This window comes from Amycolatopsis sp. NPDC051102 (assembly GCF_040682815.1).
In the GTDB taxonomy this organism is placed as follows: domain Bacteria; phylum Actinomycetota; class Actinomycetes; order Mycobacteriales; family Pseudonocardiaceae; genus Amycolatopsis.
In genome coordinates, this window is the sequence record NZ_JBFBBT010000002.1 from 797,654 (window position 1) to 821,547 (window position 23,894).

Sequence of the window (23,894 nt, forward strand, 5' to 3'; positions counted from 1 at the left end):
GGGAGCGACTGATGACAGATTTCGGACACTGGTCGCGACGGGCCGTTATGGCAAGAAAGCCGCCACTACTGGCGGCGCGCCGGCATGCGCGGGTCACAGACAAGCAACGCAATCCGATTATTCCGTTCGGATGTCGCCGAACCCAGCCGAATCTCCACCGCCGGATCATGCACCGCGCCGCGAGAACGTCGCCCGCGCCCAGACATCGTTGCGCCACAGCCGAAAGCCACCATGACGATCAACGTTGATCAACAGTCAACGAGCGGACCGGTGACCTGAAAGCTGTTTCTCAAGCACCTCCCGCACTCTGGTGTCACGCCCACGATGCCAGGGAGGAGAGGCACGATGACCGACACCCGGATACGCAACTCCATCGGCCGGCCGGATCAGCATTTCACCGCCCGCCCAGGCGCGAAATCCGTACTCGTGTCCATACCGCGCGAAAACCACCGAGCCATCCGTGAAGCAGCGGCAGCCAATCACGCCCGGCTTGATGGGACCGGAACCGGGGCGGAGACGGAGACATGAACGCCCCCCACTTCTGCCCGCCGAACCCCGGCGGCACGGATCAGCGCCACTGTTTGCAGCCGACAGCCGGGCGGCGCGCCGGCGTGGTCTCCCCGAGCCGCGAAGGGAGGTGGTGGCGGTGATCGAGTTCCTCGAGTTCGAGCAGCGGATGACGTTCTGCGACAAGAAGTCCAACAAGACCTAGAACGATCGGCCGGCAAGGATGAGCGGAGGAGGGTGTCGTGTACCGACCACGAATCAAGGCGAAGCACCGGCCGGTGCGGCTCGGTGACCGCCAGGTCCGGATCGGCGGGACGGTCCCGGGAATCGAATCCCGGATCCCGGACCCGGACGGCTGGGTGTGGGCGCTGCTGGACACCCTCGACGGCACACGGACGGTGGACCAGGTCGTCGCCGAGCTGGTCCGCCGTTTCCCCGGCAGACTCGCGGGCGACGTCGCCACCGAGGTTTTCCGCGACCTGGGGGTGCTGATCCGGGCCGGGTACGTCGAAAACGCGGCCGAGGCCATGCCGGCGGCGTTGTCGGCTCGAGAGCGGGAACGCTACGGCCGCAGCCGGGAGCTGTTCCGGTGGATGGCGCGGTCCGGCCACCGGACCAGCTGGGACGCCCAGCTGCGGTTGCGCCAAGCACGGGTCGTCGTCATCGGAGTCGGCGGCACGGGCAGCACCGCCGCACTGAACCTGGCGCTGTCGGGAGTGGGCGAGTTGCACTGCGTGGAACCGGACGTGGTGGAACTGTCGAACCTCGCCCGTCAGATCCTGTACACCGAGCGAGATCTGGGCCGGCTGAAGCTGGATGCCGCGGTGCGGCGGCTGCGGGCGCGCAACTCCGACATCAGGATCACCGGGGAGGCGTTGACCGTGACCGGCCCGGCGGAGCTGCTGGCGCTGGCGGTCCGGTTCGACCTCGTCGTCCTGGCCGCCGACCAGCCGGCCGAGATCCGGACCTGGACCAACCGCGCGTGCCTGCAGACGGGCACCGCCTGGGTCCACGCCGGCTACCACGGTCCGCAGATCAACTACGGCCTATACCGACCAGGCACCGGGCCGTGCTACGAATGCATCGAAACGGCGGAAGGGCAACACCACGCCGTTGCAACACCATTGGCTCCGGCCGCCGGATGGGAGGAAATCCAGGCCGGCAACGCGGTGTCGGCCGGGGTGTCCGGGAATCTGGCTGCGCACACCGCGATGAGCCTGATCACCGGCGTCCCCGGGCTGCCGGCGAACCGCGAACACGCGTTCAACCTCGTCACCCTCGACGGCCACGCGGTGTCCACACTGGACGCGCCGCGACCGGACTGCCCGGCCTGCGGGCAGCAGGCCGCAACCGGCTGAGCCGCGGGCACCGGCCCGTCAGGGACAGGAGCCGGCGGCGATGCAGGTCTCCAGGTCGGTCAGCCGCCGGCGTGCCTGTGCAGCGCGTGGATCCGCCAACGCGGTCAGCACGGTGATCGCTTCCCGGAGTGCCTGCACCGCCGCGGGCAGGTCACCGAGGCACTCCAGCGAAGTGGCCAAGGGCAGGAACGTGTCGGCCAGGTCGACGCCGGTGTAGCCCAGCGTCCGGTAGCCGTCGATCGCCTGCCGGCACAGGCCGGCCGCGGTGTCGTGCCGGCCAAGGCCCTGCCAGGCCAGCGCCATGTCGACGAGCGCACCGGCCCCGCCGATCGGATCCCGGGCCTGACGCCGCAGCTCCCGACCCCGCTCGGCGTACTCGAGCGCGCGGTCGAACTCGCCCAGCTGGACGCTTATCCAGCTGAGGTTGCACAGCGCCACCGCCTCGGACCGGGTCAACCCCGACTCGGCGGCCACCGCCGACGACCGCTGGTAGCACTCCCGCGCCTCGCGGAACCGGCCCTGCTCACACCGGATCCGGCCCAGCCCGGACGAGGCGGAGACCCGGCAGTCGGGATCGTCGGCTTCGTCGGCCAGGCGCAGAATGCGGGTGATGGCGGCTTCCGCCTCCGTCAGGCGCCCGGTCCGGCACAGGACGTCGGCCTGCACGTCCAGCAGCAAGACCTCCACCCCCCGGTTCCCCAGGGCGGCCGCGGAGGCCACGCCCAGTTCGGTGGCTTCCAGGTGCAGCGCGGCCCACGCGTCGCCTCCGGCCGTCAGGAACCGGCACGACACCGCCAGGGCCATCGTCAGGACATCCAGCCCGGCCGCGGCCGCACAGCGGACCGCGGCGACCAGGTTGGCGCGCTCGCGGTGCAGCCAAGCCATGGCTGCGGCCCGATCGGTGAACACGACCGCGGGTGCGCCCGCGTCGACCTCGTCGGGAACGGCACCCGACAACGCCGGCAGCGCGGTCCGGTCGGCTTGCTGGGCGGTGCGGGCGTACCAGGCCAGCACCCGCCACACCGTCTCCTGGCACTCGTCGGAGGTGTCGTCGAGGCCGGCGCGGTAGGTGGCGTAAGCGTGCATCAGGTCGTGCATCAGGTACCGCTTGCGTCCGGCCGGTTCGACCAGGTGCAGCTCGGCCAGCACCTCCAGGCACCGATAGACCTCCACCGGATCGAGGCCGGTGAGCGCGGCGGCCGCGTCCACCCCGAATTCCGGGCCCGGGTGCAGCCCCAGCCCCCGCAGCACCCGGGCCTGCGCCGGCGGCAGCTGGGCATAGGACCAGTCGAACACCGAACGCACCGCACCACCGACCACTCCAGCACCACCGAATCCGTTCCCGGAAGCGGAAGCCTGGTTGTCCCTGATGTCGGCGACGACATCGGCGAGCGCGTACTGCGGGCGCGCGGCGGCGCGCGTCGCCGCGACTCGCACGGCCAGCGGCAGCCCGCAACACAACCCGGCCAGCTCAGCGGCAGCGGCGGGTTCGGCGTCGACCCGGCGGTTCCCGGCGATCTTCCGCAGCAGGACGTGCGACTCGGTCTCGGTGAACAGGCCGAGGCCGACCCGGTGCGCGGCCACCGAGACGACCAACTCGGTGAGCCCGGCCCGGCTGGTGACCACCGCCATGCACCCGGGCGTACCCGGCAGCAGCGGCTCCACCTGCTCGGCGTCGCTCGCGTTGTCCAGCACCACCAGCACCCGCCGCCCGGCGACCATCGACCGGAACAACCCCGCCTGCGCATTCAGCCCCGCCGGGATCTGCTCCTCCGGCACGCCGAGCGCCGACAGAAACGACGCGAGAACGACCTCGGGTGCCAACGGCGCGCTCGGCCCGTAACCGCGCAGGTTGACGAACAACGTCCCGTCCGGGAACCGCTCCTGGACCCGATGTGCCCACTGCACCACCAGGGTCGTCTTCCCGCCGCCGCCGATCCCGGCCACGACGGCGACCACCGCCGCGCCCGCCGAGTGCCCCGCATCCGGCAGGAGTGCGTCCAGCGCGGCGAGCTGGTCATCCCGGCCGGTGAAGTCCCGCAGGCCCGCGGGCAGCTGCCGCGGCGCCGGCAGCGGCTCGCGCCTCGGCGAGGGCAGCACCACGTGCTGGATACTGCCGGCCTGAACCACCGAGCCGGCCACGCTGCCGCTGATCGCGTTCCCCACGCCCTGGCTGCCGGTCACACCACGCAGTGTCCCGCGAACGCACCGCAAGCACGACCCGATCCGGGGACCTCACCCCGATGGAGCACCCCTGGCATCCTTCTCCGGATGAACGACTTCACGCTTCCTGCAGCGGCCGGCAGTGTCGTCGGCCGGCGGTATCCGGACAACTTCGACGTCGTCCACCTGACGCAGGAACCCTTGCTCGCGGTCGTGGCCGACGGCATGGGCGACGGAGAAGGCAGCCGCACGGCCGGCCGCACCGCCGTCGACGTCTTCACCGAGCAGGTCCGGACGGCCGGCGACGCCCTCGACGCCGCGGCTCTCCGCGCCGCCGTCGCCGAAGCCCAGGTGCAGGTCTCCGCCGCCGGCGAGCGGATCGGCCGGCTGACCGGCTGCACCCTGACCGCGCTGGCGGCGTCCCCGGCCGGGCTGTGGCTGGTGCAGATCGGCGACTCCCGCGGTTACCGCCTCCGGGACGGTTTGCTGGAGCAGCTGACCGTCGATCACACCATGGCGTGGCTCGGTGCCGTCAACGGCTGGTACGCGTTCGATTCACCCGAAGCGCACTCCGCCCGCTACCAGCTGACCCGGTACGTCGGGCACAGCGCGCACCCCGAACCGGACGTGCTCAACGTCGGCACGCGCCCCGGTGACGTCCTCCTGCTGTGCAGCGACGGCGTCACCGACCAGGTGCCCTACGCCCGGATCCGCGAAGTCCTGCAGTGGGCGGCCACCCCGGACCGGCAGGTGCGCCAGCTGCTCGCCGACACCGAAAAGGCAGGCGGGGACGACAATGCCACCGCGGTGATCGTCCACGTGCCCCCGCGCCAGGCCGGTGCATCGTGACGATCCGACGCCATCACGCCGCGGGCGAGCCGGGCTTTCCCGCCGGGCGGGCCGGCGGGAAAGCCCGGTCGGTCACGGAAGGCTGAGACCGTACGCCTGCAGCACGGCCGGCACCGGCTGGAAGAACGTCTCGCCGCCGGATGTGCAGTCGCCGCTGCCACCTGAGGTCAGGCCGATGGCCGAGGCGCCGTCGAACAACGCGCCGCCGCTGTCGCCCGGCTCGGCGCACACGTCGGTGTCGATCAGGCCGTAGACGGTGCCTTCTTCGTAATTGACCGTCGCGTCGAGCCCGGTGACCGTGCCGGAGTAGACGCCGCTGGTGGAGCCGCTGCGCGTCACCTGCTCGCCGACGTAGGCGTCGCCGGCGCCGGTGATCTCCTGGCCGGTGTTGACCGCGCTGGGCCCCTCGGCTCCGGGGTCGTAGGCGGCGTAGGAGTAGTCCGTGCCCGGGAAGTCGGCCTGCTGGGTGCTCGCGATGTGCTCGTTGTTCCCGAAATCGGCCCACCAGTCGTTCGTCGCGACTCCGCAGTGCCCGGCGGTGATGAAGCCGGGGTTGCCGCTCGAGTCGTGCACGTTGAAGCCCAGGGAACAACGCAGCCCTTCACCCCAGATCGCGTCTCCGCCGCTGAGCAGCGGCCGCAACCGGGCGGTGCGTTCGAGGCGGGCCTTCGCGCCGAAGCCGCGCACCTGAGCCGTCAGCTTCGCCAGCCCGGCACCGGTGACGGTGGGGTCGGCGGTCACCCGGACCTGGCCGGTCCGGGGGTCGATCCGCCAGGCCGTGCCGGGAATGCGATCGAACCGGTTCAGCCGATCGGTCACCGCGGTCAGCTCGGACCGGTGGAACGGCACCAGCCGCGGCTCGGCACCGGCCGCCCGCACCTGCGCGGCCGCGGCGGCGTCGGTGACCGTGACGACCAAGTGTGCGTTGTCGTAGTAGGCGCCCACGGTGCGGTCACCGAGACCGCTCGTGAGCCGTTCGCCGAGCGCGGTCGCCGCCCTGGCGTTCGTGGGCTGGGCAGCGACGGCCGCGGAGGTCGGCACGAGGGCGATCCCGGCGGCGAGAACCGCGGCGGCACAAAGGGTGCCGCCACGCCGGATCCGGGACGCCGAATGGGCAGTGGACATGGTCATCTCCATGCTCGTGGGATGGGGCGATGACACACCGGTGCGGAAAGCGCGCCTCGACAGCGTAGGACGGCACGTCATTTTCTTTCCACCGACCAAAGTCGTGTTCCGCCGACGCGAAGAATTGCCGGTTTTCGGCGCAGCAGGAGATGGCCGGTCCGCGACGAACAGGCCGAGCCGCGATTATTCCCCCACACCTCTGTGAGGACCCTGAGAAGCGGCGATCTTCTCTCCGCCCCTTGGATACGTGATTTCCCCGACGCGGGGACGCGGACGTGATCGCTATATCTGGGCCTCACGCGCCCGGCGGGAGGATTCCCCGAAAGGACGTTCGCCATGCTGCGGAAACCACGACGGGCGCCCTGACCGCTGTTCTCCTCGCTATTCTACCGGAGTCTGCCGTCCACTTTGGACAAAAGTCCACCTGTTGCTCGGGGCACCTGCCCGCTGCACTGAATCACCGCGAGCCGGATCCGGGTCCCGTCCGGGTGACGAGCTGCTCGGTGACCCAGATGGCGATCTGGGTCCGGTTCGCGAAGTCCAGCTTGTTCAAGATGTGCTGGAGGTGGGTTTCCGCCGTCCGCTGGGCGATGACCAGGCGGACGGCGATCTCGCGGTTGCTCAGCCCGGTCGCGACCAGCCTGGCGATCTCCGACTCGCGCCGGGTCAGGGGCGGCAACACCGCGTCTCCCGCAGGCTCCTCGGGCCCGGCCGGCACCGCGGGTGCCAGGATGTCGTGCGGATTCCGCCTGCGCCCCGCGGCGAACGCCGCCTCGAACCGCACGGCGCCCAGTGCGTCGCGAGTGGCCGCGAGCAGTTCCCGGTGGGCCAGCGACACGGCGATGTCCGGCTCGGCGCCGCACCGATCCCACAACGTCGCCGCCGTGCCGAACAAGCTCGCCGCGCCGGGCCAGTCTCCGCGCTTGGCCGCCGCCCACGCCAGCCCGTCCACCCGGTACGCCGCCGACAGCACGTCCGGCCCCCGCAGGTCGATCCGCAGCGCGTCCCGCATCGCCTCTTCCCCGACGTCGAGGTCACCGCCGAAGCAGATCTCGACCGTGCCCAGCCCGAACAGCGCCATCGACCGGTACCACTCGTCTCCCGCCGACTCGCACAGCCGCAGCATCTCCGTCAGCAGGCGCCGGGCGCCGGCGAGGTCGCCGCGGAACGCCGTCGCCACCGCCTGGATGAACATCGGGTGCAGCTGCCGGCGGACGGCTTTCCGCTCGCCGAAGATCCGCACGGCTTCGGCGGCGTTCTCCAGCGCGTGCGGCTCGACCGCGAGCAACGCCACGAAGGCCCGCGCGTGGCAGATGGCGGGCATCGCCTCGTCGTCGCTGCTGGCTTCGGCGAGCTTCAGCCGTTGCCCGGCGCCGTCCAGATCCGCGTGCAGGGCCGCGCAGAGGGCCGCCCGGGCCTGTGCCGTGGCCCGGCCGGGGGCGTCGTCGGCGGCGACGGCGAGCGCCCGGTCGAGCCACTCCCGGATCTCCGACGCGGCACCCCGGGCGATCCAGTACTCGATCACCCCGCTCGCCATCCGCAGCGCGACGACGGCCTCGCCGGGGTCGCGCAGAGACCACGACAGCGCCGCGCGGACGTCGGCGTGCTGTTCGGACAAGCGGGCGAACCAGTCCTCCCGCCGGGGACCGAACCACTCGGCGTCGGCTTCCTCGAGCAGCCGTGCGTGGTGGTCGCGGTGCCGCCGGGCCACCGCCTCGGCGGTCCCGGTGACGGCCAGCCGTTCCTGACCGAACTCCCGCAGCGCCTCCAGCATCCGGTACCGGACGCCGGTCGCCCCTTCGACCCGCAGCAGCACCGACTTGTCCACCAGGCCGTCCACGGCGTCCAGCACCGCGAAGCCGTCGAGGCCCGGGACCGCGCAGACCTCCTCGGCGGCGGCCAGGTCGAACGCGCCCGCGAACACCGAGCAGCACTCCCAGGCCGCGCGCTCGACGTCCGTGCACAGCGCATGGCTCCACTCGATGGTGGCCCGCAAGCTGCGGTGCCGCTCGGGCCGCGACCGCGAACCGGTGGTCAGCAGCGCGAGGCTGTTCCCCATCCGGTCGGCGATCTGGCCGGGCGAGAGCGCGCGGATGCGTGCCGCGGCCAGCTCGACCGCCAGCGGCAGGCCCTCCAGCTGCCGGCACAACCGCACCACGGCCGCCACGTCGTCCTCGGTGAGCCGGAACGAGGCCAGCACCTCGGCCGCCCGGTCGGCGAACAGCCGCACGGCGTCGTAGGCGATCGCGTCGTCGACGGTCCGGGTGTGCTCCGGGGGGACGGCCAGGGGCGCGATCGGCACGATCCGCTCGCCCGCGACCCCCAGCGAACACCGGCTGGTCGCCAGGATCCCCAGGTCCGGGCACGCGCCCAGCAGGTCGTCCGCCAGCTCGGCGCAGTCGGCGACGAGGTGCTCGCAGTTGTCCAGCAGCACGAGCACCCGCTGGTCGCGCAGGTGGGCCAGCAGGGTGTCCCGGGCGGTCCGGCCGGCGGTGTCGTGCAGGCCGAGGCAGTCGGCGAGCGTGCGGGTGACCATGGTGCCGTCGCGCAGCCCGGCGAGGCCGGCCACGACCACACCGCCGGGGAACGCCCGGGTCACCGAGCTGGCGACGCGGCCGGCGAGCCGGGTCTTGCCCACCCCGCCGGGGCCGGTCAGCGTGACCAGGCGCGCCTCGCCGAGCAGGCGCCGCACCCGGGCCTCGTCCTCGGCGCGGCCCACGTAACTCGTCAGGTCCCGCCGCGTGCTCACGCCACCGTCATCCCTCACCCGCCCGGCCTCCGGCCCCCATCTTGATCGGTCGCGGCGCCGGTGTCCATGTGGCCCAACGGCCGTTGCGCCGATCAGCCGACGGCCGTACGTAGGAGGCGAATACGTCTTTTCACCGACGCGGCCGGCGGCTCGGCCGGATCAGACTCGGCGCTCCCGACGACGCACGTCCGCACCGGAGGTCGACGATGACCGTCCCCCAGCCCCTGCCCGACGGCACCGAGGCGGCGATCGCGCGCACGGTCGTCGCCGGGATCCGGCACGCCGTCCCCGAGCACGCCGCGCTGTTCGACGCGAGCGCCACGGAGTTCGTGGCCGCGCTGCTCGCCGGCGCCCGGCCGGCCGGGGCGGGGATCGACGCGGACGCCTTCCGCCGCGCCGGCGCCGCGGCGGGCAGCGACCTCGACCGCCTCACCCGCGCCTACCAGGCCGGCGGCCGGTGCGCGCTCCCGATCGTGGCCGAGCTGGGCCGCCGGGCGCACGCGGGCGTCGTCGCCACCGGGGTGGACGCCCTGTTCCGCTGCGTCGACGTCCTCATCCGCCTGTCCACCGAGGCCTTCCGGGCCGCGCGGACGCCGTCCGCCGCCGATCTGCGCCGGACGCTGCTGCGCGAGCTGCTGGCCGGCCGCCCGTGGGCCGACCTGGCCGCACGCGCGAAGTGGAGCCCGCCCGAGCGCGTGGTGGCCGTCGTCGTGGCGGCCGGCGCCCGCAGCACGCCGTTCGACCCCGGACTGCTCGCCGACCTCACCGCCGAACAGCCCTGCCTGCTCGTCCCGGCGCACGCCGACCTGCCCCGGCTGCTGGGGCACGGCCCGGCGGCGACCGGACCAGCCGTCCCGCCGGCCGAAGCGGCCACGTCGCTGCACTGGGCACGGCGGACGTGGGAGCTGCGAAGCCGCGGCATCCTCCCCCGCGACGGCCTCCTCCGCTGGCCCGACCACCTGATCACCCACTGGCTGGCCGCCGACGAACTGCTGACGGGCGCACTCGCCGCCCGCAGCCTGCAGCCGCTGTCCGAGCTGCCCGAGAGCCGCCGCGGCAAGCTGGCCGAGACCCTCGACGCGGTCCTCGACGCCCGCGGCGGCGCCCCCGAGGTCGCGGCCCGGCTCGGCATCCACCCGCAAACGGCACGCAACCGCCTCCACCGGCTGCGCAGTCTCTTCGGGACGCGCCTGGACAACCCGCAGGAGCGGCTCGACCTGCGCATCGCGTTGCGCGCAGAGCGGGTCCTGGCCGAGGCGCGAACGGCCTGATGCCGACGGCCCGGGATCGGCGCGGCTGCCGACCACGTGCTGGCGGGCGTCGACCTGACCGGCGTCCGGGCGATCGTCACCGGGGCGTCTTCCGGGATCGGCGCGGAAACCGCACGCGCGCTGGCCGCCGCCGGGCCGAGGTGACCCTGGCCGTCCGGAACACTGCCGCCGTCACCGCGGGCCTGGGGTCGCGCGTCGCCCGGCTCGACCTCGCCGACCTCGACGACGCGCAGGATGCCTACACCGTGCCGGATGACGCCGAGCTCGCCGAGCACCCGTGGGACGTGTCAGCCGCCGCGATCGGCCGGGTCACCCTCCCTGGCTCAGACGCCGGCCGGTGGTGAAGAACTGCACCACGTCGGCCACGCCGGTCAGCTCGCGCATCGGACGGGCGGCGCCGAACGGCGCGTTCCAGAACTCGCCGGTTCGCGGCTCGAACGGGCCGACATAGGCGTACGGCTCGGCGAAATAGCCGTCGCCCGGTGAGACGCCGTAGTTGACCTCGTCGACGGTGATCGCCACGTCGAAGTGCTCGGGCCACAGCACCGGGGTGGCGTCCGGGGCGAAGTCGCGCAGCGCGCGGTCGCCGTCGGCGAAGGCCTGCAGCAGCAGCTTCAGCACCTCGGGAGCCAAGACGATCTTCTCGCTCGGCCGGATGCCGGGACCGCCGGAGTAGACGCCCGCGGGTTCGCCTGCCTCGATGCCTGCCTCCGCCGCCACGTCGGTGTACGTGCGCCCGCTGAGGCGGACCTGGGCGGACCCCGTAAGGAGTTCGTCACCTTCGACGCGCAGCGCGGGTCCGACGGCCGTCGCGAAACCGCCGCCGGTCACGACCAGGTCGATGCGCCCGGTCGCGCGGTGCTGCGGGCCGGCGAGCAGCAGCTCGGCCACGCCGTGCAGGGACCGCCTGGTGGGTTGCCAGTCCATCCGGAACTCCTCGTGTAACGCCCGGGAGGGTTCCGGGCACTGAGCCTGCCGTCACCGCAGTGTCCCGGAACCCTGGAGGCGTTACATGGCGGACTGGCATCGGGTGGACCCCGCCGACGTGCCCGCGGACGGCCGTGTCCGCAGCGTCACCGTGGACGGCCGCAGCGTCGCGCTGTCGAGGTGTGGCACGCGGCTCGGCGCGTTGGAAAACCGCTGCCCCCACCAGGGCGGGCCGCTCGGCGAAGGCTCGATCGAGAAGGGCTGGCTGCGCTGTCCGTGGCACGGCTACGACTACGACCCGCTGACCGGGCAGCCGCCCGAAGGCTTCGGCGACGCCGTCCCCACCTACCCGGTCGAGGAACGGGCGGACGGCGTCTTCGTCGAGCTGCCGGAACCGGCGGTCCCCGCCAGGACGGTCGCCGACGTGCTGGTCGAGACGCTCGTCGCCTGGGGTGTCCGGCACGTGTTCGGCATGGTGGGGCACTCGAACCTCGGGTTCGCCGAGGCGCTGCGGCGGGCCGAGTCCCGCGGCGAACTGACCTACGTCGGGATCCGGCACGAGGGTGCCGCGGCGTTCGCCGCGAGCGCGTACGGCAAGCTCACCGGACGGCCCGCGGCGTGCTTCGCGATCGCCGGGCCGGGCTCGACCAACCTGCTCACCGGCCTCTACGACGCCAAGCTCGACGGGGCGCCGGTGCTCGCGATCTCCGGGCAGGTGCCCTCGAAGGTGCTCGGCCGCGGCGCCTTCCAGGACGTCGACCTCTCGGCGGTCTTCCGCGACGTCGCGGTGTCCACGACGACCGTGCACAGTGGAAGCGACCACGCCGAACTCGCCGCGCTGGCGGTCAAGCACGCCGTCGACCGGCGCGGCGTGGCGCACCTGGTCCTGCCCGACGAGGTCCAGGTGCAGCCGAGCGGCGCCGCACCGTCCACACCGGACGGGCGCCGGGCCGGCCGGAGCGGAACGCCCGGCGCCGCCGCCGTCACCGCGGCCGCCGCGCTGGTGCGCGACGCCCGGCGGCCGGTGTTCGTCGTGGGCCACGGTGCCCGGGACGCCGCCGCGGAGGTCACCGCGCTGGCCGACCGCCTCGGCGCCCCGGTCCTGACGACGTTCAAGGCCAAGGGCCTGGTGCCCGACACCCACCCGCTCGGCGCGGGCGTGCTCGGCCGCAGCGGGACGCCGGTGGCCAGCTGGCTGATGAACGAAGCCGACCTGCTGATCGCCGTCGGTGCGTCGTTCAGCGACCACACCGGGATCGCCGCCTACAAGCCGATCCTGCAGATCGACGACGACCCGGGCGCGATCGGCCGGTTCGACGCGGTCACGACCTCGCTGCTGGGCGACGCCCGGCTCGCCCTCGGCGCCCTGGCCGCGGAGCTGACCGAGACGAAGGCCGAGGACCAGCGGCCCGACGTCGCCGCCCGCTGGGCGATCTGGCGCGCCGAGAAGGCCCGCCGCGTCGCCGACGACCGCGGGCGCGGCGTCTCGGCGGCGGCGGTGTTCGACGCCTTGTCCCGGCACCTGCCCGAGGACGCCGTGGTGACCGTGGACGTCGGCAACCACGCCTATTCTCTGGGCCGCTACCTGGAGTCGAAGGGCCAGCCGGTGCTGATGTCGGGCTACCTCGGCTCGATCGGGTTCGGCTACCCGGCCGCACTCGGCGCGTGGGCGGCCGCCCCGGACCGCCCGATCGTCGCCGTCACCGGCGACGGTGGGTTCGGGCAGTACGCCACCGAGCTGACCACCGCCGTCAAGTACGGCATCCCGGTGAAACACCTGCTGCTGAACAACAACGCGCTCGGCAAGATCAGCAAGGAACAGCTCGCCGGCGACTACCCCGTGTGGCAGACGTCCCTGGTCAACCCGGACTGGGCCGCCTACGCCGAACTGTGTGGCGCCCAAGGCTTCCACGTCACCGCGCGCGAGCAGCTGGACGACGCCATGACCGCCCTCTTCGCCACCGAAGGCCCCACCCTGCTGTGCGTCGAACAGGACGCCGAGCTCCTCTGAGAAAAGGAAACCACGCCATGCCGGACTACGACGACCTGCGCGCCCTGTTCATCAACGGCACCCTCAAGCGCTCCCCCGATCCCAGCAACACCGACGGCCTGATCGACGTCAGCCGCGGCATCATGGAGAAGAACGGCGTCCGGGTCGAGGTGTTGCGCGCCATCGACCACGACATCGCCACCGGCATCTGGCCCGACATGACCGAGCACGGCTGGGCCACCGACGCCTGGCCGGCCATCTACGAGAAGGTGATGGCGGCCGACATCCTGGTCATTGCCGGGCCGATCTGGCTGGGCGACAACAGTTCCGTCACGAAGCAGGTCATCGAGCGGCTCTACGCCTGCTCGCACCTGCTCAACAACGCCGGGCAGTACGCCTACTACGGCCGCGTCGGCGGCTGCCTCATCACCGGCAACGAAGACGGCGTCAAACACTGCGCCATGAACGTCCTCTACAGCCTCCAGCACCTCGGCTACACCATCCCGCCGCAGGCCGACGCCGGCTGGATCGGCGAAGCCGGACCCGGACCGTCCTATCTGGACCCGGGCTCCGGCGGTCCGGAGAACGACTTCACCAACCGCAACACGACGTTCATGACGTGGAACCTGATGCACCTGGCCCGCATGCTGAAGGACGCGGGCGGCATCCCGGTGCACGGCAACCAGCGCAGCGAATGGGACGCCGGCTGCCGGTTCGACTTCGCCAACCCCGAATACCGCTGAGCCGTGTCCGCCGTCGGCTTCGTCAACCTGTTCGCGGTCGCGGCCATCGCCCTCGCCGCGCCGCTGCTGCTCGGGCTCGCGCCGAACCTGCGCGTGCCCGCCGTGGTGCTGGAGATCGTGGCCGGGATCGCGCTCGGGCCATCCGGGCTCGGCTGGATCACGCCGGACCTGCCGGTGCAGATCGTCGCCCTGCTCGGGCTCGCGTTCCTGCTGTTCCTGGCCGGGCTCGAAATCGACGTGCACCGGCTGCGCGGGCGGGCGCTGCGGGTGGCGGTGCTCGGCTACGGCCTGACCCTGCTGCTCGGCCTCGCCGCCGGGGCCGGGTTCGCGGCCGCCGGATGGGTGCACAGCCCGCTCCTGGTGGCCGTGGCGCTCTCGGCGACGTCGCTCGGGCTGGTCGTGCCGGTGCTCAAGGACGCCGGACAGGCCGAGAGCGGGCTCGGGCAGGCGGTCATCGCCGCCTGCTCGGTGGCCGACTTCGCCGCGGTCGTGCTGGTGTCGCTGCTGTTCTCGGCTTCCGGCGGCAGCACGGGCGCGCGGCTGGTGCTGCTGGCAGCGTTCGCGGGCCTGGTCGTGGTCACCGCGGCGGTGATCGCGGTGACCGGCCGGTCGCGGCGGCTCGGCGCCACCTTGACCCGGCTGCAGGACACCACGGCCGAGATCCGCGTCCGCGCGGCCGTGGTGCTGCTGGTCGCGTTCGTCGCACTCGCCGAGGCGTTCGGGCTCGAGAGCATCCTCGGCGCGTTCCTCGCGGGCGCGGTCGTCGGCCTCCTCGACCGCGACTCGGCGTCGCACCCGCGGTTCCGCGTCAAGCTGGACGCGATCGGGTACGGCTTCCTGGTCCCGGTCTTCTTCGTCACCAGCGGGCTGCGGCTCGACCTGTCGGGGCTGCTCGCCGACGTGGGCGCACTCGCCCGCGTCCCGCTGTTCCTGGCCGCGCTGCTGCTCGCACGCGGCCTTCCGGCACTGCTGTTCGTGCGGGAGTTCGGTGGCAGGCCGGCGATCGCGGCCGGCCTGCTGCAGGCGACGTCGCTGCCGTTCCTGGTCACCGCCACCCAGATCGGCGTCCTCACCGGACTGATGACGCCGGTCACCGCGGCCGCGCTCGTTTGCGCGGGCCTGCTGTCGGTGCTGCTGTTCCCGGCCGGGGCACTGTCGCTGCTGCGTCCGCGGGACCGGGTGGCCGTAAGGTGACCGTCACCCTTTCCCGCCCGGTGCGCGGCTACGCTCGTCCGGTGACGAAGCTGCCGCCGGACGATGAGCTGGTCGCCGCCCTGCGGGCCGGCGACGCCGCGGCGTTCGCCGAGGTGCTCGACGCCTGGTCGTCGTCGATGCTGCGGCTGGCCCGCTCCTTCGTCTCCACCCACGCCACCGCCGAGGAAGTCGTGCAGGACACCTGGCTCGCGGTCCTGAAAGGACTCGCGGCCTTCGAAGGCCGGGCGGCGCTGAAAACCTGGGTGTACCGCATCCTGGTCAACACCGCGAAGAAGCGTGGCGCGCAGGAGAAGCGCAGCGTCCCGTGGACCAGCCTGTTGCCCGGCGACGAGGACCACGGCCCGACCGTGGACCCCAGCCGGTTCCAGGGCCCCGGCGGCGCCTACCCTGGACACTGGCGGGAAGCACCCGAACCGTGGGCCTCGCCGGAGAACACCGCACTGGCATTGGAAGTCCGCGAGGTGATCACCGGCCTGCTCGACGAGCTGCCCGCTCGCCAGCGGGCGGTGATCAGCCTGCGCGACGTCGCCGACCACACGGCCGAGGAGGTCTGCGAGATGCTGCAGATCTCCGCGGCCAACCAGCGGGTCCTGCTGCACCGCGCCCGCGCGGCCGTCCGCGAACGCCTGGCCGGCTACCTGGGGGCGGCGGGATGAACTGCGACGAGTTCGTCGAGCTGGTCACCGCGTTCCTCGACGGCGCACTCGACCCCGCGACCGAGGAGCGGTTCGTCGAGCACCTGGCCCTCTGCGAAGGCTGCGAACGTTACCTCGACCAGTTCCGCACCACCATCACCCAGCTCGGCGAGCTGCCCGCCGAGACACTGTCACCGCAGACCCGCACCGAGCTGCTCGACGCCTTCCGCCACTGGCACCACGACTGAGCCGCGATCTCTCGGATATCGGCTTGCCGCCTCACGGGGCCGGTGCCTACGTTCCGATGATGGGTTCGCGACTGCTGGCGGTGACCTTCGAGGCGGACGACCCCGCGGAACCGGCACGCTTCTGGGCCGGCCTGCTCGGCCGGGAGATCGTCGAGGACACCGGCGGCCTGCTGCTGCCGGGCGGGGACACCCAGCTCGGCCTGCGGTTCGTGCCGGGCCGCGCCGGCCGGCTCGGCGCGAACCGGATGCACCTGCACCTGACCAGCGCCGACCTCGACGACCAGCGGCGCACGGTGGCCGCGGCGATCAGCCTCGGTGCCCGCCATCTCGATGTCGGGCAGCGACCCGAGGAGGCGCACGTCGTCCTGGCCGACCCGGCGGGTTACGAGTTCTGCGTGATCGAGCCCGGCAACGGCTACCTCGCCGGGTGCGGCCCGCTGGGCGAGCTCACCTGTGCCGGCACCCGGCAGGCCGGCCTGTTCTGGAGCGAGGCACTGGGCCGGCCCCTGGTGTGGGACCGGGGCGAGCAGACCGCGATCCAGTCACCGCGCGGCGGCACGAAAATCGCCTGGGACACCTGGGACGGCACGCCCGCGGAGCCGAACCGGCAGCGCTTCGAGCTGTTCCCGGCCGACGGCGACCAGCAGGCGGCGGTCGACGCGCTGATTTCCCTCGGCGCCGCCCGGCTCGACACCCGCGACAACGGCACCGTCGTGCTCGCCGATCCGGACGGCACCGAGTTCCGCGTGCGCCCGTCGCCTCCCCCGCCGGGCTGACCGCCGCCGGCCGGCCCGACGCGCGCCCGGTTCGCCCGGTCGTTGGTTGTGCCGGGTGGCCGGAACGATCAGCATGGCTGCGGCAGATCGATTTTCGGGGGCATCGGCTGGGTGGAGGCTCGTGTGACGGTGGAATTCCGCTTGCTCGGTGAGGTCGAGGCCGCCGTCGACGGCACGCCGATCACGATCGGCTTCGCCCAGCTTCGCTGCTTGCTGGCGGTGCTGCTGGTCGAGGCCAACCACATCGTGTCGGCCGACCAGCTGCTCGACCGGGCTTGGCGCCCGCACCGCCTGCCCCGGCACCCGCGCGCCGCGGTCCACCAGCGCATCGCCCTGGTGCGCAAGGCACTCGCCACCGCGCCGGGCGTCACCATCACGACGCACCCGGGCGGCTACCGGCTCGTCGCCGATCCGCAGCTGGTCGACCTGCACCGGTTCCGGGCGCTGGCCGGGCAGGCCAGCGCCGGCGGGCACGGCGACCACGCCGTCACGTCGCTCACCCGGGCGCTCGGGCTGTGGCGCGGGGAACCGCTCGCGGGGGTGACCGACACGGCCTGGGTCGGTTCGGTGCGCACCACGCTCCTGCAGCAGCGCCACGCGGCCGAGCTCGACCTCACCGACCTCCGGCTGCGCTCGGGGCAGCACGCCACCTTGCTCGCCGAGCTGGCCGACCGGGTGGAGCGGCATCCGCTGGACGAACGCCTGGCCGGCCAGTACCTGCTCGCGCTGTACCGCAGCGGCCGCCAAGCCGACGCGCTGGCGCGGTACGAGCGGCTCCGCCGCGATCTGGCCGACGAACTCGGCGTGCACCCGAGCCCGCCGCTGCGGCAGCTGCACCAGCGCATCCTCCACGCCGCCCCCGATCTGGCCGCGCCCGCGGCCGCGGCCGGCACCGGGCCGGCGCCCCTGCCGGTGCCGCGGCAGCTGCCCGCCCCGCCGCGGATGTTCACCGGCCGCGCCACCGAACTGGCCCGCCTGGACGCCATCTTCGACGCACAGCCGGCTGCGGGCGGGGCGGTGACGATCTACGCGATCGGCGGTGCCGGGGGGATCGGCAAGACCTGGCTGGCCCTGCACTGGGCGCACGCCCACCTCGACCGGTTCCCGGACGGGCAACTGCACGTCGACCTGCGCGGCTTCGACCCCGCCGGGCAACCGGTCCCGCTCGTCACGGCGGTACGCGGCTTCCTGGACAGTCTCGGGGTGGACCCGGCCACGATCCCGATCGACCCGGACGCCCAGGTCGGGCTGTACCGCAGCCTGGTGGCCGGCAAGCGCATGGTGATCGTGCTGGACAACGCCCGCGACACCGAACAGGTCCGTCCCCTGTTGCCGGGCAGCCCCACCTGCACGGTGCTGGTCACCAGCCGGCACCACCTCGGCGGGCTGGTCACCGCCCACGGCGCGCACCGCGTCGACCTGGACGTCGTCCCCGAGCCCGAGGCCCGGCTCCTGCTCACCCGCCACCTCGGCCACGACCGGGTCGCCGCCGAACCCGAGGCGGTCGACGCGCTGGTGGCCTGCTGCGCCGGTCTGCCGCTGGCGCTGGGCATCGTGGCCGCGCGCGCCACCCGCCACCCCGGCTTTCCCCTGGCCGTCTTCGCCGACGAGCTCCGCGATCAGTCCGGCCGCTTGGACGCCCTGGACCCCGGCGATCCGCGGGCCACCCTGCGCACCGTCCTTTCCTGGTCCCACCACGCGTTGTCCGAGGCGGCCGAGGTCGCCTTCGGCCTGCTGAGCCTGGCCCCGGGTCCCGACATCGGCCTGCCCGCCGCCGCGAGCCTGCTGGCGCGGTCCTCCGGCACGGCCCGGGCGCTGCTCAACGAGCTGGAGAACGCGTGCCTGGTCCAGCAGCACACGCCGGGCCGGTACCGGATGCACGACCTGATCCGCCTGTACGCCACGGAATACGCGACCCGGCAGCACAGCCCGGCCGAACGGGATGCGGCGCTGCAGCGCGCGCTCGATTTCTACCTCCACACCGCCCACGCCGCCGACCGGCTCGTGGATTCCGGTCGCCCGGCTGTCCGGCTCGAGGCACCTGCCCCCGCGACGCAGCCCCACGAGCTGCCGGACATGGCGGCCGCGATGGCCTGGTTCGAGACCGAGCACGCCAACCTCGTGGCCGCCCGGCAAGCCGCCGTCGACCACGCCTGGCTGCCCTCGGCCTGGCAGCTGGCCTGGGTCCTGACCACCTTCCACGCCCGGCGGGGACACCGCCAGGACGACCTTTCCGCGTGGCGGGCCGCGGTGGCCGCCGCCGCCCACCTGCCCGATCACGCCGCCGGCGTCCGCGCGCACCGCTACCTCGGTCGCGCCTACGCCGAACTGGACCGCCACGAAGACGCGAGCAGGCACCTGGACCAGGCTCTCGCGCTGGCGGAACGCCACCACGACGTCGCCGAACAGGCGCTCGCGCATCACCAGCTCGCCCGCGCCTGGGAGCGGCGGGAAGACAACAGGCGAGCCCTGGAGCACGCCACCCGCGCACTGGAACTGTGCCGCGCCCTCGGCCGGCCGGCCTGGGAAGCCAACGCGCTCAACGGGGTCGGCTGGCTCACCTCCCGGCTCGGGGACTACGCCACCGCCCGCGACCACTGCCTGGCCGCGCTGACCCTGCACCGCCGGCACGACAACACCGGCGGCGAGGCGGACACGCTGGACAGCCTCGGGCACATCGACCACCACACCGGCCGTCACGACCGGGCCATCGACCACTACCGGCAGGCGCTCACCCTCTTCCGGCGCCTGGGCAACACCTACGAATCCGCCGCCACCCTCGACCGGCTCGGCCACCCCTACGTCGCCCTCGGCCACCACGAGCAGGCCCGGGCGGTGTGGCGGGAAGCGGCGGAACTGTACGGCGCGCACGGACGAGACGCCGACGCCACCGAAGTCCGGCAGCGGCTGGCCACCCTCGACGACCACGCCGGGCAGCCGTGAAGGTTTCCGGTGACGCCGGAACGAGGATCCCGCACCGCCCGGGGTGGAGATCCTCGTCCGCGGCCTCACCCGGTGATCGAATCCCGGGCGCGGGAGGCTAGCTGTACGGGCGCCACATGAATTCGCCGCTCTGGGCGCACGTCCACTGGATCACCCAGGCGCCCTTGTTGGTCCGGCCGCCGCCGACCGCCACGCACTTGCCGCTGTTGACGTTCACGAACTGGTAGGAACCCGCGAACGCCGGCGAGGTCGCCGGCACGAGGGTGAAGATCTCGGCGGCGGTGTCGACGCAGGCGTAGATGCCGACCTGCGCGTTGTCACCGGTGTCGCCGCGCCAGATGGACAGGCACTGACCGTTGTGCTCGTTGACGAGCCGGTAGTTGTTGCCGCCGACGTTCACGGCGTCCCAGAAGATCGTGTAGTCGCCGTCGTCGCAGCCTTCCTGGCGGTTCGCGCCCCGAGCGTCCGGGGCGTAGGCCAGGCACAGCCCGCTGTTGGCGTTGGCCCACCGGTAGGTGCCGTCGGCGACGACACCGGCCGGCGACACTCTCCCGGAGGTCGCCGCCGTCGCCGGAACCGCGACACCGACTGCGGCGGCAACAGCCATGGCGACAGCGGCGACCGCACGGATCAGACCACGTTTCATGCTCTCCCCTTTTCCTGGTGCCGACCGGATCACCCCGGCAGCCGGTGCCGAAGCCGACCCGGTCGGCTCGTCGGTGCTGCCCAGCGGCAGCCCGCCGATCAAGGTGCCCGGCCGAGGCGTAGGAAGTCCTTACTGGCGCTTTAGTGGCCTGGTCACGGCCGCCGACGGCGGCCCTCAGTGCGGGTCGGTGCCGTTGAGCGTCGCGACCACTCGGCCGTAGTCGCCGCGGACTTCGCCGTAGCGGAGGAACTTGACCCGCTCCACCTGGATCTCCGTCGCTTCCGGCTGCGTCTCGATCAGGCCCATCACTTCGGTGACGAACTCGCCGAGCGGCATCGCGTGCTCGTTTTCGGCCTGGCCCGGCAGCAAGTCGGTCTGCACCGACGGCGGCACCAGCTCCACGACCTTCACCGGGGTGTCGGCCAGCTGGAGCCGCAGCGACTCGCTGAGCAGGTGGATAGCCGCCTTCGAGGCGTTGTAGCTGGGAGTGACCTTCAGCGGGGCGAACGCCAGTCCCGAGGAGACGGTCATGATCGTGGCGTCGGGCTGCGTCTGCAGATGTTCGACGAACGCGGCGATCAGCCGGATCGGGCCGAGCACGTTGGTGGTCACGACGTCCTCGGCCGACTCGAGGAAGGTGCCCGGCTGGTGCCAGTCCTCGACGCGCATGACGCCGGCCATGGTCACGAGCACGTTCAGCCCCGGGTGGCGGGCGAGCACCTCCTTCGCGGCGGCCTGGATGCTCGCCGGGTCCTTGGTGTCGATCCGCACGGTGTCGATGCCGGGGTGCTCGGCGGCGATCCGTTCGAGCAGCTCGGTGCGGCGGCCGCCGATGATCACGGTGTTGCCGCGGTCGGCCCACGCGAGGGCGAGGGCAAGGCCGATGCCGCTGGTGGCGCCGGGGATGAAGACGGTGTTTCCGGTGTTGTCCATGCTTCGACTCTCGCCCGGCCGGGCGCGGGGCGGCAGAGACCGCGCATCGGGGGACCGGCGATCCCTGGTTGCGGCCGCGGCCGGCGCGATACTGGGGGTATGGACCGAGCGGAACTGGCGGCTTTCCTGCGACGACGCCGGGAACAGCTGTGCCCCGAGGACGTCGGCCTCCTGCCGGGCACGCGCCGTCGTACCGCGGGGTTGCGCCGGGAGGAGGTCGCGTCGCTGGCGGCGATGTCGACCGACTACTACACCCGCCTCGAGCAGCGGCGCGGCCCGCAGCCCAGCGAGCAGATGCTGACCGCGCTGGCCCGCGCGCTGCGGCTGAGCAACGACGAGCGCGACTACCTGTTCGAGGTGGCCGGCCGCACGGCCCCCTCCCCCACGGCGACGGCCGCGCACGTGGCCCCCGCTCTGCTGCGGGTGCTGGACCGGCTCTCGGACACCCCCGCGCTGATCCTGTCCAACCTCGGCGAAGTCCTCGTGCGCAACCGCCTCGCCGAAGCGCTCTACGGCGGTCCGGCCGAGCACACCGGGCTCGCGCGCAGCGAGATCTACCGCTGGTTCACCGATCCCCGCGAACGTCTCATCTACCCGGAGCACGACCGCGACCGCCAGAGCCGCGCCCTGGTGGCGAACCTCCGCGCCGCGCACGGCTCGATGGGCCCGCAGTCACGGGCCGGCGAACTGGTCCGGGCGCTGACCCGCGAAAGCGAGGAGTTCACGCGGCTGTGGGAACGCCACGAGGTCGCGAAGCGGTTCGAGGACCACAAGGTGCTCGTCCACCCGCAGCTCGGCGAGATCGAGGTGGACTGCCAGGTGCTCTTCACCGAGGACCAGTCCCAGGCGCTGCTGGTGCTCACCGCACCTCCGCGCACGGAAGCGTTCGAGAAGCTGCAGCTGCTGGGTGTGCTGGGCAACGAGCGGTTCGACGCCCCGGCCGGCCGGGTGCCCGAATGACGCCTCAGGAGCCGGCAGTCACCTGTCCGGGTTCTCCTTGATCCAGGTGCGGGCTTGCTCGACGGACTGATGAAGGCTGAGTGTCGCGTCGAGCCGGGTGATCCGGAGCGCGCGCAGGACCGGGTACTGGGTGGCGACGACCGCGAAGGCCGTTCCCCCGTCGACGGTGGACGTCACCAGCTCGGACAGCACCTGCAAGCCGGCCGAGCCGCAGAACGTCACCTCGCCGAGGTCCACGATGAGCCCCGGCGGCGAGTCCGCCACCGCGGCCAAGGCTTCGCGGCGCAGTACCGGAGCCGTGGCCAGGTCCAGGTCACCGGCCGCCGCGACGACCACCGCCTCCGGCAGCGTCACGCACTGAACGGAAAACGCAGCCTTCGCTTCTTCGCCATCGGTCACCGGCGCCTCCCTCCGTCGAACAGACCCTAGAGCCGTTGCATCGATTTGTCATCGAATTAATGATGCGGCGAAGTCGGCGGATCCGCAGCACAATGAGCAGATGAGCACCTCCTCCGCCCCCGCCGCCAGCTGGCCCGCGGGGACGGTCGCCCGGATGCTCGGCCTTCCCCCGTCGACCCTCCGGGCGTGGCACCGCCGCTACCACATGCCGCTGTCGGCGCCCCAGACCGGCAGCCACCGCCGGTACTCCGGCGCCGATGTCGCGGCGCTGCGGCGGATGAAGTACCTGATCGAGCAGGGTTTCAGCACGGAGAGCGCGGCACGGCGAGCCTTCCACGCCGACGGCACCACCGACGTGGCCACGTTGCTGACCGCGGTCCGGCAGCTGAGGATCGACGCCGCGACCGCGCTCCTCGAGGCACACCTGGGCGCCCACGACGTCGTCACGACATGGGAGCAGCTCTGCCGGCCCGCGCTCGCCGCCCTGTGCGGCCCCGACGCCGACCGCTGCGTCGACCTCGTGCAGGGACTCTCCTGGGCCATCGCCGCCGCCCTGCACCACGTCACCGCACCCGCCGGCGCACCCCCGCCCGTCGTGCTCGCCTGCGCCGAGGGCGACCGGCACACCCTCCCGATGGAAGCCCTCCGCGCGGCCTTGGCCGAACAGCGCCGCACGGCGTTGTTCCTCGGAGCTTCGCTGCCGGACACAGCCCTGCAGAGCGCCGTCGACCGCACGAACCCCGCGGCCGCGGTCGTCTGGGCCGGCCGCGCCGCCGGTCGCCTCCCCCGGATCAGCGGCACCCGGCTGATCCTGGCCGGGCCGGGCTGGCCCGCGACGGCGAGCGGAGGGGAACGCCCCGCGACACTCCACGACGCCGTGGCGCTGCTGATCTAGTCTGCATCGGTTTGTCATCGTTTTAGCCGGGTAGTCCAAGATCCCGCTGCCCAGTCCGAAGCGAAGGAAGTGCCCGATGCCCGCGTTGACCCGTGTCCTCGGAGCGGCGACCGCCGCCTACAGCGCGACCATCATCGTCGCGCCGAAGGTCCTGGCCAAGCCGTGCGGCCTGACCACGCCCGGCGGTGAGGTCAGCCGGGACGTGCGGACCCTGATCGGCGGCATCGGGGCCCGCGACGCCGCCATCGGCCTCGCCATGGTGTTCGCGGCGCCCGGCCGGCCCCTGCAGCTGGCCCTCGCCGCCCGGGTGGCCTCCGACACCGCGGACGCACTGGTCTTCGGCACGGGCCTGCCCGAGCGCTCGGCCCGCAAGAAGGTCGCGGTGTTCGCCGCGGCCTGGGCCGCGCTGTGCGCCGCCTCCGCCCTCTTCCCGTGACCGGACTCGCCGCACGCCCGAGCCACGAACGGCGTGCCGGCCGCCAGGTCGTGCGGGCGCGGCGCCGCTGGCGGAGTCCGGCATCATCGGCACCGCGGTCGGCCTGGCCGTGCGCGGCTTCCGGCC

At 72.9% G+C, this 23,894-nt stretch carries 22 protein-coding genes and 1 pseudogene; 16 read left to right on the plus strand and 7 right to left on the minus strand.

Annotated elements, in window-relative coordinates:
* The first annotated feature begins 345 nt into the window (after positions 1–345).
* Both AB0M93_RS09675 and AB0M93_RS09680 read left to right on the plus strand, forming a co-directional pair.
* Positions 346–528 (plus strand): hypothetical protein, encoded by a 183-nt coding sequence (locus AB0M93_RS09675; RefSeq protein WP_364270272.1) that lies wholly within the window; start codon positions 346–348, stop codon positions 526–528.
* A 221-nt stretch (positions 529–749) separates the two neighbouring features.
* Complete coding sequence (locus AB0M93_RS09680; RefSeq protein WP_364270274.1) at positions 750–1,865, plus strand: ThiF family adenylyltransferase; 1,116 nt, start codon at positions 750–752, stop codon at positions 1,863–1,865.
* Positions 1,866–1,883: 18 nt separating this feature from the next.
* On the opposite strand, the gene AB0M93_RS09685 is transcribed toward AB0M93_RS09680, so the two are convergent.
* Positions 1,884–4,049 carry a tetratricopeptide repeat protein gene (locus AB0M93_RS09685; RefSeq protein ID WP_364270277.1) on the minus strand — a complete coding sequence of 722 codons (2,166 nt, stop codon included), beginning with the start codon at positions 4,047–4,049 and terminating at the stop codon, positions 1,884–1,886.
* An 87-nt stretch (positions 4,050–4,136) separates the two neighbouring features.
* Here AB0M93_RS09685 and AB0M93_RS09690 point away from each other — a divergent pair, with 87 nt between their 5' ends.
* Positions 4,137–4,877: a PP2C family serine/threonine-protein phosphatase gene (locus tag AB0M93_RS09690; protein WP_364270279.1), complete on the plus strand. Its 741-nt coding sequence runs from the start codon at positions 4,137–4,139 to the stop codon at positions 4,875–4,877.
* Between the two features lie 72 nt (positions 4,878–4,949).
* On the opposite strand, the gene AB0M93_RS09695 is transcribed toward AB0M93_RS09690, so the two are convergent.
* Together AB0M93_RS09695 and AB0M93_RS09700 are read right to left on the minus strand one after the other, a co-directional pair.
* Positions 4,950–6,002: a S1 family peptidase gene (locus AB0M93_RS09695; protein WP_364270282.1), complete on the minus strand. Its 1,053-nt coding sequence runs from the start codon at positions 6,000–6,002 to the stop codon at positions 4,950–4,952.
* A gap of 457 nt (positions 6,003–6,459) precedes the next feature.
* Positions 6,460–8,751, minus strand: coding sequence for a LuxR C-terminal-related transcriptional regulator (locus AB0M93_RS09700; protein ID WP_364270284.1), 2,292 nt, complete (start codon positions 8,749–8,751; stop codon positions 6,460–6,462).
* Between the two features lie 206 nt (positions 8,752–8,957).
* Here AB0M93_RS09700 and AB0M93_RS09705 point away from each other — a divergent pair, with 206 nt between their 5' ends.
* From AB0M93_RS09705 to AB0M93_RS09715, 3 genes and pseudogenes are all read left to right on the plus strand, one after another.
* Positions 8,958–10,022 carry a helix-turn-helix domain-containing protein gene (locus tag AB0M93_RS09705; RefSeq protein ID WP_364270287.1) on the plus strand — a complete coding sequence of 355 codons (1,065 nt, stop codon included), beginning with the start codon at positions 8,958–8,960 and terminating at the stop codon, positions 10,020–10,022.
* Positions 10,023–10,037: 15 nt separating this feature from the next.
* A pseudogene (locus AB0M93_RS09710) lies at positions 10,038–10,157 on the plus strand (oxidoreductase); the annotation flags it as partial.
* 5 nt (positions 10,158–10,162) lie between these two features.
* The gene (locus AB0M93_RS09715; protein ID WP_364270290.1) at positions 10,163–10,366 is read left to right on the plus strand and encodes a hypothetical protein; all 204 of its coding nucleotides are present in this window, start codon (positions 10,163–10,165) and stop codon (positions 10,364–10,366) included.
* Here AB0M93_RS09715 and AB0M93_RS09720 read toward each other — a convergent pair.
* Entirely contained in the window at positions 10,332–10,949 is a 618-nt protein-coding gene (locus AB0M93_RS09720) for a hypothetical protein (RefSeq protein WP_364270293.1), read from the minus strand. The genes AB0M93_RS09715 and AB0M93_RS09720 overlap by 35 nt on opposite strands.
* Positions 10,950–11,034: 85 nt before the next feature.
* Between AB0M93_RS09720 and AB0M93_RS09725 the strand changes: the two genes are divergently transcribed.
* The 7 genes from AB0M93_RS09725 (at position 11,035) to AB0M93_RS09755 (ending at position 19,499) form a co-directional block, all read left to right on the plus strand.
* Positions 11,035–12,960, plus strand: a complete 1,926-nt coding sequence (locus tag AB0M93_RS09725) for a thiamine pyrophosphate-binding protein (RefSeq protein WP_364270296.1) — start codon at positions 11,035–11,037, stop codon at positions 12,958–12,960.
* A gap of 17 nt (positions 12,961–12,977) precedes the next feature.
* Positions 12,978–13,682 carry a flavodoxin family protein gene (locus tag AB0M93_RS09730; protein WP_364270299.1) on the plus strand — a complete coding sequence of 235 codons (705 nt, stop codon included), beginning with the start codon at positions 12,978–12,980 and terminating at the stop codon, positions 13,680–13,682.
* Between the two features lie 3 nt (positions 13,683–13,685).
* Positions 13,686–14,876 (plus strand): cation:proton antiporter, encoded by a 1,191-nt coding sequence (locus tag AB0M93_RS09735; RefSeq protein WP_364270302.1) that lies wholly within the window; start codon positions 13,686–13,688, stop codon positions 14,874–14,876.
* Between the two features lie 41 nt (positions 14,877–14,917).
* Positions 14,918–15,553, plus strand: a complete 636-nt coding sequence (locus AB0M93_RS09740) for an RNA polymerase sigma factor (protein WP_364270305.1) — start codon at positions 14,918–14,920, stop codon at positions 15,551–15,553.
* The gene (locus AB0M93_RS09745) at positions 15,550–15,780 is read left to right on the plus strand and encodes a zf-HC2 domain-containing protein (protein WP_364270308.1); all 231 of its coding nucleotides are present in this window, start codon (positions 15,550–15,552) and stop codon (positions 15,778–15,780) included. The genes AB0M93_RS09740 and AB0M93_RS09745 overlap by 4 nt, the downstream gene beginning before the upstream one ends.
* Positions 15,781–15,839: 59 nt before the next feature.
* Positions 15,840–16,556 carry a VOC family protein gene (locus AB0M93_RS09750; RefSeq protein ID WP_364270310.1) on the plus strand — a complete coding sequence of 239 codons (717 nt, stop codon included), beginning with the start codon at positions 15,840–15,842 and terminating at the stop codon, positions 16,554–16,556.
* Positions 16,557–16,679: 123 nt separating this feature from the next.
* Positions 16,680–19,499: a BTAD domain-containing putative transcriptional regulator gene (locus AB0M93_RS09755; RefSeq protein WP_364270313.1), complete on the plus strand. Its 2,820-nt coding sequence runs from the start codon at positions 16,680–16,682 to the stop codon at positions 19,497–19,499.
* Positions 19,500–19,596: 97 nt separating this feature from the next.
* Here the strand turns inward: AB0M93_RS09755 and AB0M93_RS09760 are convergent, their stop codons facing one another.
* Positions 19,597–20,145: an RICIN domain-containing protein gene (locus tag AB0M93_RS09760; RefSeq protein ID WP_364270316.1), complete on the minus strand. Its 549-nt coding sequence runs from the start codon at positions 20,143–20,145 to the stop codon at positions 19,597–19,599.
* Positions 20,146–20,319: 174 nt separating this feature from the next.
* A complete protein-coding gene (locus tag AB0M93_RS09765; protein WP_364270319.1) occupies positions 20,320–21,078 on the minus strand; it encodes an SDR family NAD(P)-dependent oxidoreductase in 759 nt (252 codons plus the stop codon).
* A 99-nt stretch (positions 21,079–21,177) separates the two neighbouring features.
* Here AB0M93_RS09765 and AB0M93_RS09770 point away from each other — a divergent pair, with 99 nt between their 5' ends.
* Positions 21,178–22,038, plus strand: a complete 861-nt coding sequence (locus AB0M93_RS09770; RefSeq protein WP_364270322.1) for a helix-turn-helix transcriptional regulator — start codon at positions 21,178–21,180, stop codon at positions 22,036–22,038.
* An 18-nt stretch (positions 22,039–22,056) separates the two neighbouring features.
* Here the strand turns inward: AB0M93_RS09770 and AB0M93_RS09775 are convergent, their stop codons facing one another.
* The gene (locus AB0M93_RS09775) at positions 22,057–22,437 is read right to left on the minus strand and encodes an STAS domain-containing protein (protein ID WP_364270325.1); all 381 of its coding nucleotides are present in this window, start codon (positions 22,435–22,437) and stop codon (positions 22,057–22,059) included.
* A gap of 100 nt (positions 22,438–22,537) precedes the next feature.
* Here AB0M93_RS09775 and AB0M93_RS09780 point away from each other — a divergent pair, with 100 nt between their 5' ends.
* Positions 22,538–23,332, plus strand: coding sequence for a MerR family transcriptional regulator (locus AB0M93_RS09780; RefSeq protein ID WP_364270328.1), 795 nt, complete (start codon positions 22,538–22,540; stop codon positions 23,330–23,332).
* Positions 23,333–23,408: 76 nt separating this feature from the next.
* Complete coding sequence (locus tag AB0M93_RS09785) at positions 23,409–23,768, plus strand: hypothetical protein (RefSeq protein WP_364270330.1); 360 nt, start codon at positions 23,409–23,411, stop codon at positions 23,766–23,768.
* Positions 23,769–23,894 lie beyond the last annotated feature (126 nt).

What these genes read in the sequence shown, in the direction of transcription:
- AB0M93_RS09765 (WP_364270319.1), bottom strand. Translation starts at nt 21,078, where the DNA reads ATGGACAACACCGGAAACACCGTCTTCATCCCCGGCGCCACCAGCGGC.
- AB0M93_RS09675 (WP_364270272.1), top strand. Translation starts at nt 346, where the DNA reads ATGACCGACACCCGGATACGCAACTCCATCGGCCGGCCGGATCAGCAT.
- AB0M93_RS09705 (WP_364270287.1), top strand. Translation starts at nt 8,958, where the DNA reads ATGACCGTCCCCCAGCCCCTGCCCGACGGCACCGAGGCGGCGATCGCG.
- AB0M93_RS09720 (WP_364270293.1), bottom strand. Translation starts at nt 10,949, where the DNA reads ATGGACTGGCAACCCACCAGGCGGTCCCTGCACGGCGTGGCCGAGCTG.
- AB0M93_RS09780 (WP_364270328.1), top strand. Translation starts at nt 22,538, where the DNA reads ATGAGCACCTCCTCCGCCCCCGCCGCCAGCTGGCCCGCGGGGACGGTC.
- AB0M93_RS09690 (WP_364270279.1), top strand. Translation starts at nt 4,137, where the DNA reads ATGAACGACTTCACGCTTCCTGCAGCGGCCGGCAGTGTCGTCGGCCGG.
- AB0M93_RS09725 (WP_364270296.1), top strand. Translation starts at nt 11,035, where the DNA reads ATGGCGGACTGGCATCGGGTGGACCCCGCCGACGTGCCCGCGGACGGC.
- AB0M93_RS09730 (WP_364270299.1), top strand. Translation starts at nt 12,978, where the DNA reads ATGCCGGACTACGACGACCTGCGCGCCCTGTTCATCAACGGCACCCTC.
- AB0M93_RS09695 (WP_364270282.1), bottom strand. Translation starts at nt 6,002, where the DNA reads ATGTCCACTGCCCATTCGGCGTCCCGGATCCGGCGTGGCGGCACCCTT.
- AB0M93_RS09750 (WP_364270310.1), top strand. Translation starts at nt 15,840, where the DNA reads ATGGGTTCGCGACTGCTGGCGGTGACCTTCGAGGCGGACGACCCCGCG.
- AB0M93_RS09760 (WP_364270316.1), bottom strand. Translation starts at nt 20,145, where the DNA reads ATGAAACGTGGTCTGATCCGTGCGGTCGCCGCTGTCGCCATGGCTGTT.
- AB0M93_RS09770 (WP_364270322.1), top strand. Translation starts at nt 21,178, where the DNA reads ATGGACCGAGCGGAACTGGCGGCTTTCCTGCGACGACGCCGGGAACAG.
- AB0M93_RS09785 (WP_364270330.1), top strand. Translation starts at nt 23,409, where the DNA reads ATGCCCGCGTTGACCCGTGTCCTCGGAGCGGCGACCGCCGCCTACAGC.
- AB0M93_RS09745 (WP_364270308.1), top strand. Translation starts at nt 15,550, where the DNA reads ATGAACTGCGACGAGTTCGTCGAGCTGGTCACCGCGTTCCTCGACGGC.